The organism is Brevibacillus sp. MCWH (assembly GCF_013096935.1).
Taxonomy (GTDB): Bacteria; Bacillota; Bacilli; order Brevibacillales; family Brevibacillaceae; genus Brevibacillus; species Brevibacillus aydinogluensis.
In genome coordinates this window covers 154552-173726 of sequence record NZ_SDLF01000002.1, presented here as the reverse complement: position 1 = coordinate 173726, position 19175 = coordinate 154552, and the positions used below count along the sequence as shown (strand labels likewise).

Genomic DNA, 19175 nt, shown 5'->3' with positions numbered 1-19175 from the left:
TAAGGAAGGTGACAACATGAACGAACCGTTTGTTGGCAGAGAGGGCGGCGCGCTGCTGCATCTGCGCGAGTGGGAAGAGCGCTTTCCCGGCTTGGCGGCCGGGTTTACCCTCAGAAACGGCGGAGTGAGCGAAGGAGCGTACCACTCTTTTAACATGGGCCTGCACGTGGGAGACGACCCGAACCGTGTGGTGGCCAACCGGCGCAAGCTGGCAGCGGAACTGGGCATGTCGTTTGAAGCCTGGACGTGCGCGGATCAGGTGCACGGCAGCCGGGTCTGCCAGGTGACCGCCCAATCCATGGGAGCGGGCAGGGAGAGCCTGGACGACGTCATTCCGGCGACAGACGGCCTGCATACGAATCAGCCGGGCGTGCTGCTCACGTCCTTTTATGCCGACTGCGTGCCGCTGTTTTTCCTCGACCCGGTGTCGCGGGCGATCGGCTTGGCCCACGCCGGCTGGAAGGGGACGGCGGCGCGTATTGCCGAGGAAATGGTGCGGGCGTTTGAAAGTCACTACGGCAGCAGGGCGGAGGAGCTGCTGGTGGCGATCGGTCCTGCCATCGGCGGCTGCTGCTATGAAGTGGACGAGCGAATCATGGAACGGGTACGGACGGCGGCTGCTCGCTGGGAAGACGCCGTGACGCCCCGGGAAAACGGCCGATACATGCTGGATCTGCCTCGTCTGAACACGGAGATTTTGGCGGAATGCGGCGTTGCGCCAGAGCGCGTGCTGCGGACGGGATGGTGTACAAGCTGCCGGACCGACCTGTTTTTCTCTCACCGCAGGGAGGCGGGGAAAACGGGCCGGATGGCATCGTTTATCGGATGGAGAGAGTCTGAAAAAGGAGCTGTGAACGAATCGTGACGAGAGAGAGGGAAATGCTGAAAGCGAGGCTGGCAGCCGTCGAAGAGCGCATCGCGGCCGCCTGCGATCGAGCCAACCGGAAGCGGGAAGAGGTGAAAGTCATCGCCGTCACCAAGTACGTCGACGCCGACGCGATCGGCGATTTGTTGGCCATCGGGGTGGAGCATATCGGGGAAAACCGCGTGCAGGATGCACTGCCCAAATTCGAGCGCTACGGCCACCTGGGGACGTGGCATTTCATCGGCCATCTGCAGACCAACAAGGTAAAAGACGTCGTGGGCAAATTTGCACACATCCACTCGTTGGACAGGCTGTCGCTGGCCCGGGAGCTGAACAAGCGCGGGGAAGCGCTGGACCGTGTCGTTTCCTGTTTTCTGCAGCTCAATATCTCTGGAGAAGAGACAAAATTTGGGCTTAGTCCCAATGATGTATTGGCTTTTTTGCAGGAAACCAGTAATATGAATCATATAAAGATCGTCGGATTGATGACCATGGCGCCTTTTGTCGAAAATCCCGAGGAGGCGCGACCCGTATTCCGCGGCCTGCGGGAATGGAAAGAACGGATCAACGGCTGGAACTTTCCGCACGCTGCAATCGAAGAGCTGTCGATGGGCATGTCCAACGATTTTGAAGTGGCGATTGAAGAAGGAGCGACATATGTCCGGCTTGGTTCGGTCCTGGTTAAGCCGGAATGACCGCAACGCTGCACGAGAGGAGGATGGCCATGGGCGTAATGAACAAGATCATGGGGTTCTTTGGATTGGATAACGAAGAATACATTGAAGAGACGGTGGAAGAGGAGCGTGAAGAGCAGGAGCGGGAGTCTTTCACCAAACGGCAGCCGGCGCCTCGCGCCAACAACGTGGTGCCGTTTCAGGCTCGGGAAAAGGAGGGCATTCGGTTGGTTTTATGTGAACCACGACATTACAGCGACGCGCAGGACATCGCTGACAACCTCCGTCACCGCCGGCCGGTCGTCGTCAACCTGCAGCGGGTGGATAAGGAACAGGCGAAGCGCATCGTCGATTTTTTGAGCGGAACGGTCTACGCGCTGAACGGTGACATTCAAAAGGTGGGCGACTACATCTTTGTCTGCACGCCGGATCACGTCGACATTCAGGGGACGATCTCCAGTGTCGTCGAAGAGTAAGAGAACCTAGCAAAAGGGTGAGTGAATGACAACGGCCATTTTTACCATTGTGTATTACGCTTTTACCATTTATCAATTCATGGTCATTGCCTACGTGCTCATGTCGTGGGTGCCGCAGATGCGGGAAACGCCCATTGGTCAACTGCTGGAGCGGTTGGTGGAGCCGTATTTGGCGCCATTTCGCCGCTTTATCCCGCCGCTCGGCTTTATCGATATCTCGCCAATCGTGGCGCTGATCGCACTCAACTTCGCCCACAGGGGCCTGAATGCGATCCTGCAGCAACTGCTGCTGTGAGGTGCGTGACGGCATGAGCGTGTTTGATCATTTTCGAAAAGAAGAACGTCCCTTTGCGGAACGGGCGCTGGAGATGCTGACGCTGACAGAGCGGAAGCAGGCCATGCGCCTTACTGATTTTCTGGACCCGAGGCAGCTTGCGATCATGCAGAGCCTGACCTCGCAGGTAAGTGACGTGTCCGTCTCGGCCAGCGGAGGCTACGACGGAGCGGAGCGGGTGCGCGTGCTGCTCCATCCCGATTACATCGTGCCCGAACCGCAGGACTACCGCCTGGCCCTGCTGCGGATTTCCGCTGACCAGCGCTTCCATACATTGGAGCACCGGGATGTGATGGGGGCGTTGTTGAACGTGGGGCTGAAGCGGGAGAAATTTGGCGACATGCTCGTGGCCGAAGAGGCGATCCATGTCGTCATCGCAGACGAGGTAGCCGATTTCATCTGTTCGCAGGTGACCCATATACACCGGACGCCAGTCCAATTTGAGCGGGTGGATTGGGAGTCGTTTCAGCCGCCCGCTCCCCGGTATGCGGAAAAGGTGATCACGGTTCCGTCGCCGCGTGTCGACGCGGTCATCGGCGAGGTGTACAACCTGTCGCGGGCAAAGGCGTTGGTCCCGATCCGGGCGGGCAAACTGAAAGTCAACTGGAAAGTGGTGGACGACCCGTCGCATCTGCTGGAGCCTGGCGACATGGTGTCGCTGGCCGGGTTTGGACGGTTCAAGCTGCTGGACGTGTCCGGGCCGACGCGCAGCGGACGGCTGCGCATGATCGTCGGGCGACTCACCTGAGACGGGCTCAATAATTTTGCAAATTCCGGCAGGAAATGCGGATAAACCTGTCGAAGAATTTGGGTACGATTACCGGAAAAAGTGAGGGGTTCATGTGCCTTTAACGCCATTGGACATACACAATAAGGAATTCAGCACGGGTTTTCGCGGTTACAACATTGACGAAGTGAACGAGTTCCTCGATCAGGTGATCAAGGACTTCGAACTCCTGATAAAGGAAAAAAAGGAACTGGAAGAGCGTGTCGCCATGCTGAACGAGCGGGTGGAACACTACAAGAGCATGGAGGAGAACCTGAGCAAATCCATCCTTGTGGCTCAGGAGACGGCCGAGGATGTCAAGGCCAACGCCCGCAAGGAAGCGCAGTTGATCCTGAAAGAAGCGGAGAAAAACGCCGACCGGATCGTCAATGAAGCACTGGCGAAATCCCGCAAGATCGCCATCGAGATCGAAGAGTTGAAAAAGCGCGCCTCTGTCTATCGGATGCGCTTCCGCACGCTGCTCGAAGCCCAGTTGGAGATGCTGGATAACGGGGCATGGGACGATCTCGAGCAGGCAGATTCCACGACGTCCGCTCTGATGGCGGAATAAACCGTTGACGTTCAGGCCATGATGGTACTATAATATTTGCAAACTTTTCATCACTGGATCGACGATGAACGGGAAGAGTACGTGACCAAGCACTGCCCAGAGAGCCGGGGAGAGGTGAAAGCCCGGCCAGTTGCCGTCGCCGAAAATCACCCGGGAGTTCACAACTGAAAGCCGGCTGCCGGCGTCACGTCCGGCGGGCGAGTAAGGGAGCGCGTCATTCCCGTTACGAATGAAACGAGTGGAGCGGAGCGGCATCTGTCTGCTTTGCGGCAGGGTCGTTCCGTTCAATCAGGGTGGTACCACGGGAGCCTTCTCTCGTCCCTTTTGGGATGGGGGAAGGCTTTTTATTTATACCAAGTAGGAGTGAAAACAGGTCATGGATTACAGCAAAACATTATCGCTGCCCCAAACCGATTTTCCCATGCGCGGCAACCTGCCGACCCGGGAACCGCAGATACAGGCCCGCTGGGATGAGCAGGAGATTTACCGGAAAGTGCAGGAGCGGACAAAGGGGCGTCCGTTGTTCGTGCTGCATGACGGTCCTCCGTATGCCAACGGAAACATTCACATCGGCCACGCGCTGAACAAGATTCTCAAGGACATCATCGTCCGCTACAAGTCGATGGCCGGTTTCTGCGCGCCGTACGTTCCCGGCTGGGACACCCACGGTCTGCCGATCGAACAGGCGATTATCAATGCTGAGGGGCTGGACCGCCGCAACATCGAGGTAAACGAATTCCGCAAACGCTGTGAAGCGTACGCCTGGTCCTACATCGAAAAGCAGCGGGACCAATTCAAGCGGCTGGGCGTTCGCGGCGACTGGGAAAATCCGTACGTGACGCTGAAACCGGAGTATGAAGCGCGGCAAATCCGCATCTTCGGCGAGATGGCGAAAAAAGGCTACATCTACAAGGGGCTGCGCTGCGTATACTGGTCCCCGTCGTCTGAGACGGCTTTGGCGGACGCGGAAATCGAATACAAGGACAAGCGCTCGCCATCCATTTACGTCAGCTTCCAAGTGACCGACGGCAAGGGCAAACTGGACACAGACACCGGCGTTGTGATCTGGACCACCACACCGTGGACGATTCCGGCCAACCTGGCCATCTCCATTCACCCGGAACTGGAGTACAACGTAGTGAATGCGGACGGCCGCAAATTCCTGCTGGCGAACGGTCTTTTGGAAGCAGCGTCCAAGGAGATCGGCTGGGAGAACGTAGAGGTTCTGGCTACCTTCAAGGGAAGTGAACTGGAAGGCGTCGTGACGGCCCACCCGTTCTACGACCGTCCGTCTCCGCTGATCCTGGGCGAACACGTCACCCTGGACGCCGGTACGGGCTGCGTTCACACCGCTCCGGGACACGGGGAAGACGACTTCAACATCGGCCAGAAATACGGTCTCGGCGTGCTTTGCCCGGTTGACCATGAGGGCAAGATGACGGCCGAAGCACCAGGTTTTGAAGGCATGTTCTACGAGGATGCCAACAAGGCGGTTACACAAAAGCTGGAAGAAGCGGGAGCGCTCTTGAAGCTCGGCTTCATCACCCACTCGTACCCGCACGACTGGCGGACGAAAAAGCCGGTCATCTACCGGGCGACCGAGCAGTGGTTTGCGTCGATCGACGGCTTCCGCGAACAGATGCTGGAAGCGATCAAAAACGTGCAGTGGCTTCCGCACTGGGGCGAAACGCGCCTGGCCAACATGGTGGCCGACCGCGGCGACTGGTGCATCTCCCGTCAGCGCGTCTGGGGCGTACCCATCCCGATCTTCTACTGCAAATCCTGCAACGAACCGGTGATCAACGACACGACGATCGATCACATCGCGGAGCTGTTCCGCAAAGAAGGCTCTTCCGTCTGGTTTGCCCGTGAAGCGAGTGAACTGGTGCCGCCGGGCCTGACCTGCGAAAAGTGCGGCTGCACGGAGTTCCGCAAAGAGACAGACATCATGGACGTGTGGTTCGACTCCGGCTCCAGCCACGAAGCAGTGTTGAGAGAGCGGGAAGAACTGAAATGGCCTGCTGACCTCTACCTGGAAGGATCGGACCAGTATCGCGGCTGGTTCAACTCGTCGCTCTCCACCTCGGTGGCCGTATACGGAACGGCGCCGTACAAGGCGGTGCTGAGCCACGGCTTTGCCCTCGACGGCGAAGGGCGTAAAATGTCCAAGTCGCTCGGCAACGTCGTCGTGCCGCAAGAGGTGATCGACAAGCTGGGGGCGGACATCCTGCGCCTGTGGGTAGCATCCGTGGATTACCAGGCGGACGTGCGGATTTCCGACGCGATCCTCAACCAAATCGCCGAAGTGTACCGCAAGATCCGCAACACGTTCCGCTTCCTGTTGGGCAACCTGAACGGGTTCGACCCGGCGAAGGACCGCGTCCCGTACGAGCAGCTGGGCGAATTGGATCGCTACGTGCTGGCCAAGGCGGCCCAAGTGGTCAAACGGGTGCGCAAGGCGTACGACGACTATCAATTCCACACGGTGTTCCACGCTGTTCATAACTTCTGCGTCATTGACCTGTCCGCCTTTTATCTGGACATCTGCAAAGACCGGCTCTATGTGGAAGCGCCCGACAGCATCAAGCGCCGCGCCGCGCAGACCGTCATGTACGACTGCCTGTTGAACCTGGTCAAACTGGTGGCGCCGATCCTGCCGCACACCGCAGACGAAGTGTGGAGCTACATCCCGGGCGTAGCCGAGGAAAGCGTGCAGCTGACCGACATGCCGGAGGCAAACGAACAGCATCTCGGCTTCGCGGCAGACATGGAGAGCAAGTGGGACGCGTTCCTGGCGGTGCGCGACGAAGTGCTGAAAGCGATGGAAGAAGCACGCCGCAACAAAGTGTTCGGCAACTCCGTCGACGCCAAACTGGCGCTCTATCCGCAAACCGAAGAGGTTGCGCGCGTCTTGTCCGCCATGGATGACCTGGCCGACCTGTTCATCGTCGCCCATGTAGATCTGCATCCGCATGGCGCCAGCGTGCCGAGCGAAGCAGCTGTGCTGGAGGGTATCGCAGTCGTCGTCGCACCTGCTGACGGGGTCAAGTGCGAGCGCTGCCGCGTGGTGAAGCAGGACGTCGGGGCGGACAGCGCCCATCCGAGCCTCTGCCAGCGCTGCGTGACGATCGTACACGAACACTACGCCCACGTGGCTGAATAATTTAATCTCACAATCTGACAAACAGTACAGCTCTGCCTGTGCCCCTGCGGTGAGGCAGGGCTGTTTTTTTGTCCACAGGGTTCCTCCCCCACGGCAGAAAGGGTTGTCAGAGCGATGTCGGCTCACGCGGGGCAGGCAAGGGACTGGCCGTGGGTTATTTTCGCGGCCGGCAAGACATACTACACCAAGAAAAGCAAACAGAGGAGGGTGGCATGCGTGGACAAGGAAAAGCTGGCTCGGTTCAGGGAACGGCTGATGCAGGAAAAACGTGAGCTGGAGGAGCGGGTGCAGGCCCACTACGGCATGCGGGAGCCGATGGCGACATCCCTGCAGGAGTTTTCCATGTACGACAATCACCCGGCCGACATTGGCAGTGAGCTGTTTGAGCGTGAAAAAGATCTCGCACTGGACAGTCTGGACCGGGAGACGTTAAAGGAGATTGACCAGGCGCTTACCCGCATGGACGAAGGGACGTACGGGCTCTGCACCGTCTGCGGGCAGCCCATCCCGGAAGAGCGGCTGGAGGCGCTGCCCTACGCTCAAACCTGCAAGGAACACGCGGCGGCACCCAACATCAACCAGTCTCGTCCGATCGAGGAGGAGTTCTTGCAGCCGCCGTTCGGCCGCACCTCGCTGGACGAAAAAGAAGGACAGAACAGCTTTGACGGAGAGGACGCCTGGCAGATTGTCGAGTCGTGGGGAACGTCAAGCACGCCATTTTCCTATGTGGACAACGACAAGACCGACTACAAGGAAATGTACGTGGAAAGCGACGAGGCGGACGGAGCCGTCGAGGCCATCGAGCAGATCGGCTACACGGACATCGACGGCTACCACGGTCCGGAGAGCGTCAATTTCATGCGCAGCGGCACGTATGAGGAGTACATGCGCAAAGGGGAAGGCAAAGGCTTGTTTCTCGATTACGAAGCGTATCTGCAGGAGCGGGCGGAGCGCGAAGGGCGCGACGACCTGTTGTGAGGAGCACATCGGATGCAGATCGAACGCGTGGAGACCTACCCGCTGCTCTATCGGTTGACGCAGCCGTACGGCGACGCCAACGGCTACAAGAAGTACCGCGCCTGTTACCTGATCCGCATCGTCACGACCTCCGGGGCAGACGGATGGGGAGAAGCGGTAGACTGGCTGCCGACGCTGGACAAGGGATTTCGCGAGCGCATCATCCCGTACCTCATCGGCAAACGGGTGACGGACCGCCTGCGCCTGGTGGAAGTGATCAGCAAATGGCATCAGCGCTCGGCAGCGGCCGTCAGCATGGCCCTGACCGAGATTACTGCCAAGCTGGCCGGTTTATCCGTCTGCGAGCTGTGGGGCGGGGCGTACCACACCAGCATCCCGGTGTACGCGTCCTTTCAATCCTACAGCGAGCGTCCTGATTGGGCGGAGCATTCCGTCCGGCTGGTGGAACGACAGGTGCAGGCCGGATTTCGCCGCATCAAGGTGAAGATCGGCGGCCGTTCCTGGCAGGAGGACCGCCGTCACATCGAGCGGCTGATGGCATCGCTGCCCGCAGACGTCCAGGTGGCGGTAGACGCCAACCAAAGTTACGATCTGGCTGCTGCCCGACAGTGGGAGCATGTCTTTTCCCGTTATGAAAACTGGATGTGGCTGGAAGAGCCGATGCCGATGGAGCGGACGGAAGAGTACGCCAAATTGCGGCAGGCGTTGTCAATTCCGCTGGCCGGGGGCGAAAATCTGATCCACTGCTACCAGTACGTGCCGCTGTTGAAACAGGGAGCGCTTGATATCATCCAGCCCGATCCGATGCATGCGACCGGGGTGGACAGCTTTCGCTTCATGCTGCAGATGGGGCGGCAGTTTGGACACCGCGTCTCTCCGCACGTGTTTGACGGATCGCTAACGCGGCTGTACGCGATATACGCGCAGGCGTGTCTCCCGGCGTGGAGCAAAATGGACGCCGACCCGATTGAACCGGTGGAGTGGGACGTCATGGACAATCCGTTTACCTGCATTTTTCCAATAGCTCCGGTCAATGGACAGGTGACCCTGCCGCGAGGAGCGGGCATCGGCGTCCAGCCGGATTGGCAGATTATCAAAGCGTTGTGCTGGGATGGCAGCGCATACGCGTGACGAGGGTGTACGGTATGGCACAGAACACGAAAAACCTGATAGGACTGGTGGGCATTCCGCTTGTCATGGTGTTGGGAAACTCGATGTTGATCCCCGTCCTGCCCACGATGAAAGCCAAGCTGCAGCTGACGGGCTTGCAGACGAGCCTGGTGATTACCGCGTTTTCCATCGCGGCGGGCGTCGTCATTCCGCTGGCGGGCTATCTGTCCGACCGGTTTGGACGCAAAATCGTCGTGACCCTGTCTCTGATTCTGTACGGGGCGGGCGGTCTGTTGGCTGGATTGGCGGCGCTCTGGTTGGACAAGCCGTACGGGATCATCATGACTGGACGGGTCCTGCAGGGGATCGGTGCTGCCGGGACTGCCCCGATTGCGCTGGCCATGGTGGGCGACTTGTTTAACGGGGCGGCGGAAAGCCGGGCGCTGGGCTTGATGGAGACATCCAACGGCTTGGGCAAGGTGCTCAGTCCGATTATCGGCGCGCTGTTGGCCATGATTACCTGGTACATGGTGTTTCTCGCGTTTCCGATCATCTGCGGAGTGATCGTGCTGCTGTTTTTGTTTTGTACCCGGGAAAACAAGCAGGAGAAACAGCCGGTGCAGGTCGGCCAGTATCTCCGATCCATCGGACAGGTGTTTCGGCAGCACGGACGTTGGCTGGTGCCGGCGTTCTTTATCGGCAGCATCTGCCTGTTCACACTGTTTGGCGTGCTGTTTTACCTGTCCGATCTGCTGGAAGAGACGTTCAAGATCGACGGCGTGCTGAAGGGCGGTTTCCTGGCCATCCCGCTGCTGGTCATGAGCATCGTCGCATACCTGACCGGCCTGATCATCAAAAAAAAGCTGCGCCTGATGCGCCTGTTCGTGATCGTCGGGATGTTTCTTTTGGCCGCCTCCTACGTGATCGCCAGTTTCGTACAAGGGGTGTACCTGTTGATCGGGGTGCTGGTGATCGGCAGTGTCGGAACAGGCATGATCCTGCCCTGTCTCAACAGCATGATCGTCGGGGCCGTGAAAAAGGCGGAACGGGGCATGATCACGTCGCTGTACAGCGGCGTCCGGTTTATCGGCGTAGCTGTGGGACCGCCGGTGTTTACCTGGCTGTTGGGCATTTCCCGCAACGTGATGTTTTACTCCATTGCCGGCATAACCGCCTTGTTTGCGGTGGTCGCGCTGTTCTTTCTAAAACCGCAGCAGGCAGCTTCCCAGGAGGCTTCCGGCCAACAGGCAAAAGCGGAAGACAAGCAGGAAAAAGACATGGAAGCAATGCGTCAGGCGGCGGAGATCCTGGGAATCCAGGCGGAGAGCGAGGAGGAGAGACAGCGGGCAGAAGCGGTGCGCAGGATGGGGTTTGACCCAAACGATCTGGTCAACCATCTGTTGAGCGGGAAAAAGGAAAAAGGCAAAAACTAAAACAGGCATCGCCCACGGTTGGGGGATGCCTGTCACGTTGTCGCAAACGGATGGCGGCGTGCCCGCTCCAGCGCCAGCGGGTATACATCGTCGTACAGATAGCGGCTGAAGCGGGGATCATTCCGTACCTGGAGCGGTATATGTTCGAACAACACCCGTTCAGCAACGTCGGCACCGGGCGGCTCCGTTTCCAGGTCCAGCACGCGGGCAACGTAGATATCCTTGACCAGATTGTGGTTGACGGTGTACTGGCCGATGCGCTCGATCGCCTCCAGCGTGGCACCGGTTTCCTCGTAGGTTTCCCGGATCGCGGCAGCCAGACTGGACTCACCCGGCTCCACCTTGCCTCCGGGCAGCTCGATGCCCCGCGTGCGGTGGCGGGTAAAAACCAGCCGGCCCTGCCAGAACGGAAAAACCAGTACATGCAGGGCACGCCGGTTTCGGTAGACGGCCGGGTCAAACGTGAGCGTCACCGGCAGGCCAAAATTATCGACGAACGAGTACATGATCACGGCTCCTTTTGTCCGGATGGTCACTAGACGCGATCGGCTACAGCGACGGGACCTGAAGTGAAATGTGCTTGACCGCTTTCATCGCCTGGCCGACGGCGAGCGACAGGCTGGCATAAGCGGCGCCGTTGGTGATGTCACCGATGGCGTAGATCCAATCAGCACCCACCCGCAGGTTGACGTCGGTCTGCAGATACCCGCCTTCCAAGGCAGGCAGTTGTCCCAACCCCTCGCTGTTCCCGCGCACGCCGATTCGCGGCAGGACCCAATCGACGACGAGCGTTTGCGGCGTGTCGGAGCGGGGGGAGTCCAGGGTGAGCACGGCTTTGCCATTTTGCTCCCGGCAGTCGCTCACCACTGTCTCCCACAGCACGTGGAGAGAAGGGTGAGGGCGAAGGCGCTCCACCCACTGCGGACGGGCTCGCAGCCGATCGCTGCGGACGAGGAGGTAGAGGCTGCGGACGTGTGGCAGGAGGTTGCAGGCGCTTTCCACCGCCCGATCACCGCCTCCGATCACCGCGACATCCTGGCCGGCGACAGCGGTTCCCTGCGAGGTGGTGGAGAACCACGGCTGCAGCACCCGCGAACAGCCGACGAGGGCGGGAATCCGATTGGGGCGCACGCCCGTCGCGATAATCAGGTAGTCGGCCAGGTACACGGTCTTGTCGGTATGGACCAGGTGCTTGTCGAGATCGATCGAGCGGAGCGCTTCCCCAAGGCGGGGACGGAGTGCGCGAATTGATCGATGGGCGAGCAGTTCGTCCAGCAAGGCCGCGCCATCCGGGTATACACGCGGTGGAAAGTCCCAAATTTGGTTGTGGATGTCCGAAAGCTGCCCGCCGAGCCGATCGTTTTTTTCCACCAGGACACAGGACAATCCGAGCCGTTCACACCAGATGGCAGCAGACAACCCGGCGATGCCGCCGCCGGCGATCAGCACCTGTACGTGTTCCACACTCAGCCCCTCCGCTTCCCGTGATCGTTCCGGTTTCTATCTTGGATAATTTTAGACTACCGTTTTCCTGTGGGGAGCGCAAGTGCGTTCTGGAGGGCGGGCCTTCCGGACGGAACAGGCCGGCACCTGATCCCATTTTGGGAACCTATCATCATTCTACAAAGCCAGACAAAATTGTGATAGAATTATACATATTTTTTCCAGAAAAGGTAGAATCGTTGAGCCAAACGCCACGTACAATGGGATTGAGGAGTTGACGACGCATGCGGAAGACGGATGAAGCGACTGCTCCTGCACAAAAGGGGCGCCGCGCCAGACGGAGACGGCGGACATGGGGAATGCGTCTGCTGCTGGCGGGCTGTCTGATTCTGTGTATGCTGGCAGCCGGAGCCGCCTACAGCTTCACCCGGATCAACGAAACCCTGGGGACGATTACGAATGACCCGTACAAGCTGCCGGACGAGCCTGCAACGCAGCAGGCGTACGAGAAAAAGAAGCCGCTTTCCGTGCTGATTATCGGGACCGACACCCGGAAATTGGGGGGCATGTTAAACACCGACGTGCTGATTCTGACCGTCGTCGATCCCGATGCGCAGCGGGTGACGATGGTCTCTCTGCCGCGCGACACCCGCGTCCAGATGCCGGGCTACCCGGGTTACCACAAGATCAACAGCGTGTTTGCCGCCGGGGAAAGCGTGCGGATTCGCGCAGAGCAGCGAGGTGAGCCGGTGACCGAAAACGGCGTCTCGCTGTTGAAAAAAACGGTCGAAGCGATGATGGGCATCCCGGTGCAGCATTACGTCCTGTTTGACTTTGAAGGCTTCACCGCAGTGATTGACAAGCTGGGCGGGGTAGAGGTGACGGTCGACCGCGACCTCGTCTATGAACTGCCCCAAGGGGGCGTCTACAAGCGTCTGAAAAAGGGACGGCAGGTGCTGAACGGCGAGCAGGCTCTCGGCTTTGTCCGCCACCGTGTGGACCGGCGGGGACACGCTTACGACTCCAGCGATTTTGACCGCAACCGGCGGCAGCAGGAAGTGATCAGGGCGGTGGCCGACAAAGTGACGTCGATGAATGGCCTCAGGAACGCGTTCGCCATTCTGGAGACAGCGGGCCAGCACATCAAAACCGATCTGTCCAAAGAGCAGATCACCGGATTGGCCCTCGATTTCACCAGCTTTTCCTCGGAGCGGATCGTTTCGCTGGACAATGGCGCCGTGTGGGATTCCCGCCTCCTGTACACGCTGTGGCCCAAAGAGAAGATGGATCAGGTCCGCTCCGCCCTGCAAAGCGCCATGAAGGTCACATCAGGCGCAACCTTGAGCGAGGCGGCCGTTGCCGAGTACGCACGCGCGGAACAAAAAAAGACGACAGCGCCAAGCAAACAGACGGCTGGAAACGGGAAGACGGGAGCTTCCAAACAGGCAGGGAAAACCGGCCAATCGGCTGCCGGTTCCACGCCGGCACTCAACGGCGGCAAGTCCAAACCGGCTGATTCCGGTGACGTGTCGGCCGGAAAAGGGAGAACGGACAACTCCCCAGCGGACATTCCCGCTTCGGGCGGAACGGGCGGACAGCAATCGTCTCCGCCGCCAAGCACCAGCCCCGAAGCCGAGCAGCCGCCCGCCAATCTTCCGCCGCCCGACATCATTGCTCCACCCTCTTTTGATCCGCTTCCTGCCGGGGCAGCCGGCAAAGAAGAGGGCAGCGGTGCGGTTATACACTAACAGATGAGAAAACGACATGCGGCAACCTGCCAAACAGGCTGGCTGCCCGCACCCCCTCCTCGAAGTGCCGAGGAGGGGTTTTTTGTTGGCCCATCTCTTTTCCCCTATATCCATGATGAATAGATTACATCCAACTTTGCCACGCTACCTATATGGATGTTATTGGAGAAAGGTGTGGTTTTGATGGCAAAGGAAGCTGCAGGGCAAGACTCTCTCATTATTGGTGTCGACGTCGGCTCGACTACCGTCAAAGCTACCGTGGTCGATCCCGACACCAGGGAGATTCTCTGGTCAGACTATCAGCGCCATCATACCAAGCAGGCGGAAAAAGTGCTGGAATTCCTGGTGGCGATCGGCAATCAGTTTGCCCATGTCCGGCGTGAAAACATTCGCATCTTTATGACCGGCTCCGGGGCCGGCCCGATTGCGGAACACGTCGGCGCCAAGTTTGTCCAGGAAGTAAACGCCGTAACCATGGCAGTGGAACAGCTTCATCCTGACGTCGGCAGTGTGATCGAACTGGGCGGGCAGGACGCGAAAATCATCATCTTCAAGGTAAACGAAGAGACGGGGGACAAGCAGGCGATCACCTCGATGAATGACAAGTGCGCCTCCGGGACGGGTGCCACCATCGACAAATGCATGATCAAGGTGGGCATGCCGATGGAGGAGGTGGGCCGGCTGCATTTCGACGATTCCAAGCTGCACCACGTGGCCGCCAAATGCGGCGTGTTTGCAGAGACGGACATCGTCAACCTGGTGAAGAGCGGCATCCCGGCGGCGGAAATCATGTGTTCGCTGGCGGACGCCATCGTCATGCAAAACCTGTCCGTACTTACGCGGGGAAACACGCTCAGGCACCGGGTGCTGCTGTTGGGCGGCCCCAATACGTACCTGCCGTTTTTGCAGGAGTGCTGGCGCAAGCGCATTCCGCAGACGTGGGAAGAGCGGGGATACCAGTACCCCCGGGACGTCCCCGTCGAAGAGCTGATTTTTGTGCCGGAAAACTCCCAGTACTACGCCGCATACGGCGCCGTCATGTACGGACTGCACGAGCAGGCCGAGGTGGGCGCCTACAAAGGGATCGAAGCGCTGAAAGCCTTCATCGCCCACGGACGCAAAGCCAAACTGGGTGAAAATGCCGGCCCGCCGCTCGTGCGCAGTGTCAGCGAGCTGGAAGAATTCCGCCGCACGTACAGCATCCCGCCGTTTACGCCCGCCAGCTTCTCGCCTGGGCAAAAGGTGAGGGCGGTGATCGGGCTGGACGGAGGATCGACGTCGTCCAAAGCGGTGCTCGTTGACGAGAGCGGCGCCATTTTGCTGAAAGAGTACCAACTGTCCAAGGGCAACCCGCTCGAAGACACCAAAGAGATGCTGCGGCGGATTCGCGACAAGGTGACAGGCGAAGGAGCGGAGCTGGAGATCATCGGCTTTGGCGCCACCGGGTACGCGGCGGACGTGCTGGAGAAGACGCTCAGGGCGGACGTCAACATCGTGGAGACGGTCGCCCACATGATGAGCGCCGTTCACCAGTTCGGGGATGTCGACGTGATTTGCGACATTGGCGGCCAGGACATCAAAGTGCTCTTTTTGAAAAACGGCGACATCCGCAACTTCCGGCTGTCCAACCAATGCTCGGCGGGCAATGGCATGCTGCTGCAGGCGATGGCCGACCAGTTCGGCATTCCCATCCAGGAGTATGCGGAAACGGCCTTCAAGGCGGAACTCACCCCCAAGTTTTCCTACGGCTGTGCGGTGTTCCTCGATGCCGACCGGGTCAATTTTCAAAAGGAAGGGTATTCCAAGGAAGAACTGCTGGCCGGCCTTGCCCTGGTCCTGCCGAAAAACGTCTGGCAGTACGTCGTGCAGATCCCGCGCATGGCCGAACTGGGCCGCACCTTTGTCCTCCAGGGCGGCACGCAGTACAACCTGGCAGCGGTCAAAGCGCAGGTCGATTACATCAGGGAGCGGGTTCCCGACGCCAAGGTGTACGTGCATCCCCATCCTGGTGAAGCAGGCGCGATCGGCGCCGCGATGGAGACCCTGCGCGTCGTCAAGCGTCGGGGGTATTCCACCTTCCTGGGGCTGGATGCTGCGATTGGGCTTTCGTACATCACCCGCAACGACGAATCCACCCGCTGTACCTTCTGTCCCAACCACTGCAGCCGAACCTTTATTGACGCAAAGACGCCGGACGGACAGACGGCCCGCTACATCTCCGGCTTTAGCTGCGAAAAGGGAACGGTGGAAGACAAGGAGGCGGTCATTCGCCTGACCAAGCAGCGGCAGGAACTGAAAAAACACTATCCCAACCTGGTGGAATACGAAGCGACCCGCATGTTCCAGCATTTCTACGATCCGGAACCGATGCCGACAGCGGACGAGACGGTGAACGACGTGCGCGTCACGCGCAGGTGGCTGGGTCTGGGGGGCGTGCGCAGAAAGGTGTATACGCGCCATTTTCAGCGCTCCTCGGCAGAGGCGGCAGAGCGGCGTAGCCGGATGCGCATCGGAATTCCGCGGGTGCTCAACATCTGGTCGACGGCTCCGTTTTGGCGCACCTATTTTGAAACACTTGGCATCGACAAGAACAACATCGTATTCAGCGACTACACCAGCGAAGAGATGTGGCTGGAGGGCGGCAAGTACGGTTCGATCGACCCGTGCTACCCGTCGAAGGTGGCCCAGGCGCACATCCACAATCTGCTGTTCAAGCATCACGAGCGGAAGCCGCTGGACTGCATCGTATTCCCGTGCATCACCCACATTCCGACCCACTTGCAGAACGTGATGGATTCCGCGAGCTGTCCCATTGTCGCCGGGGCGCCCAATGTGATTAAAGCGGCCTTTACGAAAGAGATTGACTTCTTTGCGACGAGAGGTGTCACCTACCTCGACCCGGCCGTCACCTTTACGGAGCGGCACATGATGAAAAAGCAGTTGTTCGAGGCGTTTCGAGACGTGCTGCAGATCACCGAGGACGAGAGCGATTTTGCCGTGGAGCAGGGATGGCGGGCGATGGACCTCTTTGACGCCGAAATGCAGGAGCGGGGAAAGGCGATCCTGGAGCAGGTGGAAGCGGAAAACCGTCTGGCCATCCTGATGATCGGGCGGCCGTACCACTCCGATCCCGGTCTCAATCACGGCGTGCTGGAAGAGTTTCAGGTGTTGGGCTACCCCATCCTTTCGATGCGCTCCATCCCCAAGGACGAGCAGTGGCTGCGGCGTTTTTTCCGCGACGACATCGAGAGCGGGCGCGTGGAGCACGCACTGGAGGTGACGGATGTCTGGCCGGAAAACTTCAGTTCCAACAGCGTGCAAAAGGTGTGGGCAGCCAAGTTTGCCGCCCGCCATCCCAACGTTGCGGTGCTTGATCTGTCCAGTTTCAAGTGCGGTCATGACGCACCGACCTACGGGCTGATCGACAAGATCATCTCGACGGCAGGAACGCCTTATTCCGCCTTGCACGACATCGACGCCAACAAGCCGAGCGGCTCGATCAACATTCGTGTGAAAACCTATGCCCACAGCCTGAGTCTGCACGAGGAGCGGCTGCAGGATCTGGCCGCGAAAAAAGCGGAGCTGCAAAAGCGCATCGAACAGAAGCGGCGGGAACTGCTTGGCCTCGACACGCAGGAACGGACGGCTGTGATGGAATCGACCGGGTTTGCGCAGACGGGCAGCGAATCGATCCCGTTATGACCATCTGAAAGGGGCGAAAAGGTATGTCAACCACCACAGAAATTTCCGGGAACGAAAACGCGATTGCCGATGAATTGCGCCGTTATCAGGAAGAGCAGATGCAGGCGCTGGGATTGACAGCCAGTCGGCAGCAGTGGTTTGATCCGGTTCCCCGCCAGTTTTTGGCCAAGGACAAGGCCAGCACCACCATCCTTTTCGGCGGACTGACCATGGCCCACGACTACCTGATCGAAGGGGCGCTCTCCGGGCTGGGCTACAACGTAAAGCACCTGGATTGTCCCGACAACGAGTCGCTTCGGTACGGCAAGGAGTTCGGCAACCGCGGCCAGTGCAATCCGACGTATTTTACCGTGGGCAACCTGATCAAGTATTTGACGTATCTGCGGGACGTGGAGGGCAAATCAAAAGAGGAGATCGTCGCAAACTACCTGTTCATCACCAGCGGTTCGTGCGGGCCCTGCCGCTTCGGCACGTATGTGACGGAGTATCGCAAGGCGCTGCGCGATGCCGGGTTTGACGGCTTCCGCGTGCTCCTGTTTCAGCAGCAGAGCGGGCTGAAGCAGGCGACCGGCAGCGACTCCGCCCTCAAGCTGGACACCGCGTTCTTCCTCAGTTTCTTGAAAGCAGTCCTGTTGGGCGACATTCTGAATGCCATCGGCTATCGCATCCGTCCCTACGAAGTGGAACCGGGCGCCACCGATGCCGCGCTCGAGCGCTGCAAACATCGACTGTACGAGGCCTTGCGCCAGCGCAAATGGCTGATTCCCGCCCTGCTGGCATGCCGCAGGGAGCTGCAGGCGATCAGGGTGGACCGGACGCAGGCCAAACCCAAGGTGAGCGTGATCGGCGAGTTTTGGGCGATGACGACGGAGGGCGACGGCAACTATCAACTGCAGCGCTTTCTGGAAAAGGAAGGGGCCGAGGTAGACGTGCAATTGCTGACTGCCTGGATTCTCTACCTGATCTGGGAAGGGCGCTACGACACGCTGAAGCGCATGAGGCTGCGCGGCGAGGACGGCGGCCGCTACGGCCTTGCCGGCAAAAATCCGGTCATGCGCCTGCGCATGCTGTGGGCGGCCGACCGCGTTCTCCGCTTGATGTTTTACAGCTACGCAAAGCTGTTGGGCTTGTCCGGCTACCATCTGCCGGACATGGATGAGGTGGCCCGGGTTGCGCATCAGCATTACAACAACCACCTGCGCGGCGGCGAAGGCCACATGGAAGTGGGCAAGCTGATCCTGAACGTGGTCAAGCGGAAAGTGAACATGACGATCTCCGTCAAGCCGTTCGGCTGCATGCCGTCTTCCGGGGTATCGGACGGCGTGCAGTCGCTGATCACGGAAAAGTACCCGGATGCCATTTTCCTCCCGATCGAGACGACAGGAGACGGCGCGATCAACGTCTACAGCAGGGTGCAGATGATGCTGTTCAAAGCAAAGCAAGCCGCCCAGAAAGAATTCGAGGAAGCTCTGGCGCAGCAGGGGATCACATTGGAGAGGCTGCGGAACCTGGCAGACCGCCCGGCCTTTGCCCATCCGTTGAAGACCAGTCGGCACCGGGTAGCCTGTACGGCGGCCAACGCCGTCTACAGCCTGCGCCGCTTTCCCTGGCTGTCCGTTCGGAGCAGCAAAGAGGAGATGCACAGCGTCTAGCACGAAAAAAACGCGTTTTTTCGCCAAGCAGCGGAAAGCGCGTTTTTTGCATATCCTGATGAAAAACGATACCGGGGGAGAAGACATGAAGGAAAAAGAAAATCGCCCGACGCCCACTCAGGAACTGCAGTTGATCGGGCAGGTATTGTCGCTGATCGGGGCTGTCCTTCAATTGATCGGCTACGTGGTGGAATTGAACGACAAGAAGAAATGAGACACCCCATCGCTCGCAGCGAGCATGCCAAGGCGTACAGGTATCT

At 59.3% G+C, this 19175-nt stretch carries 16 protein-coding genes and 1 other annotated feature; of the genes, 14 read left to right on the top strand and 2 right to left on the bottom strand.

What is annotated here, in order from left to right; all coding sequences use genetic code 11:
* The first annotated feature begins 16 nt into the window (after positions 1-16).
* The 10 genes from pgeF to ETC00_RS02325 all read left to right on the top strand — a co-directional run bounded on the left by pgeF (position 17) and on the right by ETC00_RS02325 (position 10370).
* Entirely contained in the window at positions 17-865 is an 849-nt protein-coding gene (gene pgeF, locus ETC00_RS02370; protein WP_171564360.1) for a peptidoglycan editing factor PgeF, read from the top strand.
* Positions 862-1560 (top strand): YggS family pyridoxal phosphate-dependent enzyme, encoded by a 699-nt coding sequence (locus tag ETC00_RS02365; protein WP_171564359.1) that lies wholly within the window; start codon positions 862-864, stop codon positions 1558-1560. The genes pgeF and ETC00_RS02365 overlap by 4 nt, the downstream gene beginning before the upstream one ends.
* Positions 1561-1589: 29 nt before the next feature.
* The gene (locus tag ETC00_RS02360; RefSeq protein WP_171564358.1) at positions 1590-2015 is read left to right on the top strand and encodes a cell division protein SepF; all 426 of its coding nucleotides are present in this window, start codon (positions 1590-1592) and stop codon (positions 2013-2015) included.
* Positions 2016-2040: 25 nt separating this feature from the next.
* Positions 2041-2310, top strand: coding sequence for a YggT family protein (locus ETC00_RS02355; RefSeq protein ID WP_171564357.1), 270 nt, complete (start codon positions 2041-2043; stop codon positions 2308-2310).
* 13 nt (positions 2311-2323) lie between these two features.
* A complete protein-coding gene (locus tag ETC00_RS02350) occupies positions 2324-3097 on the top strand; it encodes a YlmH family RNA-binding protein (protein WP_171564356.1) in 774 nt (257 codons plus the stop codon).
* Positions 3098-3191: 94 nt separating this feature from the next.
* Positions 3192-3686, top strand: coding sequence for a DivIVA domain-containing protein (locus ETC00_RS02345; protein WP_171564355.1), 495 nt, complete (start codon positions 3192-3194; stop codon positions 3684-3686).
* A gap of 55 nt (positions 3687-3741) precedes the next feature.
* Positions 3742-4012: a binding site (T-box leader), on the top strand.
* Positions 4013-4062: 50 nt separating this feature from the next.
* Positions 4063-6849, top strand: a complete 2787-nt coding sequence (ileS, locus tag ETC00_RS02340) for an isoleucine--tRNA ligase (RefSeq protein ID WP_171564354.1) — start codon at positions 4063-4065, stop codon at positions 6847-6849.
* A gap of 216 nt (positions 6850-7065) precedes the next feature.
* Complete coding sequence (locus ETC00_RS02335) at positions 7066-7827, top strand: TraR/DksA C4-type zinc finger protein (protein ID WP_171564353.1); 762 nt, start codon at positions 7066-7068, stop codon at positions 7825-7827.
* A gap of 12 nt (positions 7828-7839) precedes the next feature.
* Positions 7840-8958: a mandelate racemase/muconate lactonizing enzyme family protein gene (locus tag ETC00_RS02330; RefSeq protein ID WP_171564352.1), complete on the top strand. Its 1119-nt coding sequence runs from the start codon at positions 7840-7842 to the stop codon at positions 8956-8958.
* 14 nt (positions 8959-8972) lie between these two features.
* Positions 8973-10370 carry an MFS transporter gene (locus tag ETC00_RS02325; protein ID WP_171564351.1) on the top strand — a complete coding sequence of 466 codons (1398 nt, stop codon included), beginning with the start codon at positions 8973-8975 and terminating at the stop codon, positions 10368-10370.
* A gap of 32 nt (positions 10371-10402) precedes the next feature.
* On the opposite strand, the gene ETC00_RS02320 is transcribed toward ETC00_RS02325, so the two are convergent.
* Together ETC00_RS02320 and ETC00_RS02315 are read right to left on the bottom strand one after the other, a co-directional pair.
* A complete protein-coding gene (locus ETC00_RS02320) occupies positions 10403-10876 on the bottom strand; it encodes an NUDIX domain-containing protein (RefSeq protein WP_171564350.1) in 474 nt (157 codons plus the stop codon).
* A 43-nt stretch (positions 10877-10919) separates the two neighbouring features.
* Positions 10920-11834, bottom strand: coding sequence for an NAD(P)/FAD-dependent oxidoreductase (locus ETC00_RS02315; RefSeq protein WP_171564349.1), 915 nt, complete (start codon positions 11832-11834; stop codon positions 10920-10922).
* A 263-nt stretch (positions 11835-12097) separates the two neighbouring features.
* On the opposite strand from ETC00_RS02315, the gene ETC00_RS02310 reads away from it, so the two are divergent.
* The 4 genes from ETC00_RS02310 (at position 12098) to ETC00_RS20815 (ending at position 19129) form a co-directional block, all read left to right on the top strand.
* A complete protein-coding gene (locus tag ETC00_RS02310; RefSeq protein ID WP_171564348.1) occupies positions 12098-13561 on the top strand; it encodes an LCP family protein in 1464 nt (487 codons plus the stop codon).
* A gap of 183 nt (positions 13562-13744) precedes the next feature.
* Positions 13745-17263, top strand: a complete 3519-nt coding sequence (locus ETC00_RS02305) for a BadF/BadG/BcrA/BcrD ATPase family protein (RefSeq protein WP_171564347.1) — start codon at positions 13745-13747, stop codon at positions 17261-17263.
* 23 nt (positions 17264-17286) lie between these two features.
* The gene (locus ETC00_RS02300) at positions 17287-18915 is read left to right on the top strand and encodes a 2-hydroxyglutaryl-CoA dehydratase (RefSeq protein ID WP_171564346.1); all 1629 of its coding nucleotides are present in this window, start codon (positions 17287-17289) and stop codon (positions 18913-18915) included.
* Positions 18916-19000: 85 nt separating this feature from the next.
* Positions 19001-19129 (top strand): hypothetical protein, encoded by a 129-nt coding sequence (locus tag ETC00_RS20815; RefSeq protein WP_256379846.1) that lies wholly within the window; start codon positions 19001-19003, stop codon positions 19127-19129.
* The last annotated feature ends 46 nt before the right edge of the window (positions 19130-19175 follow it).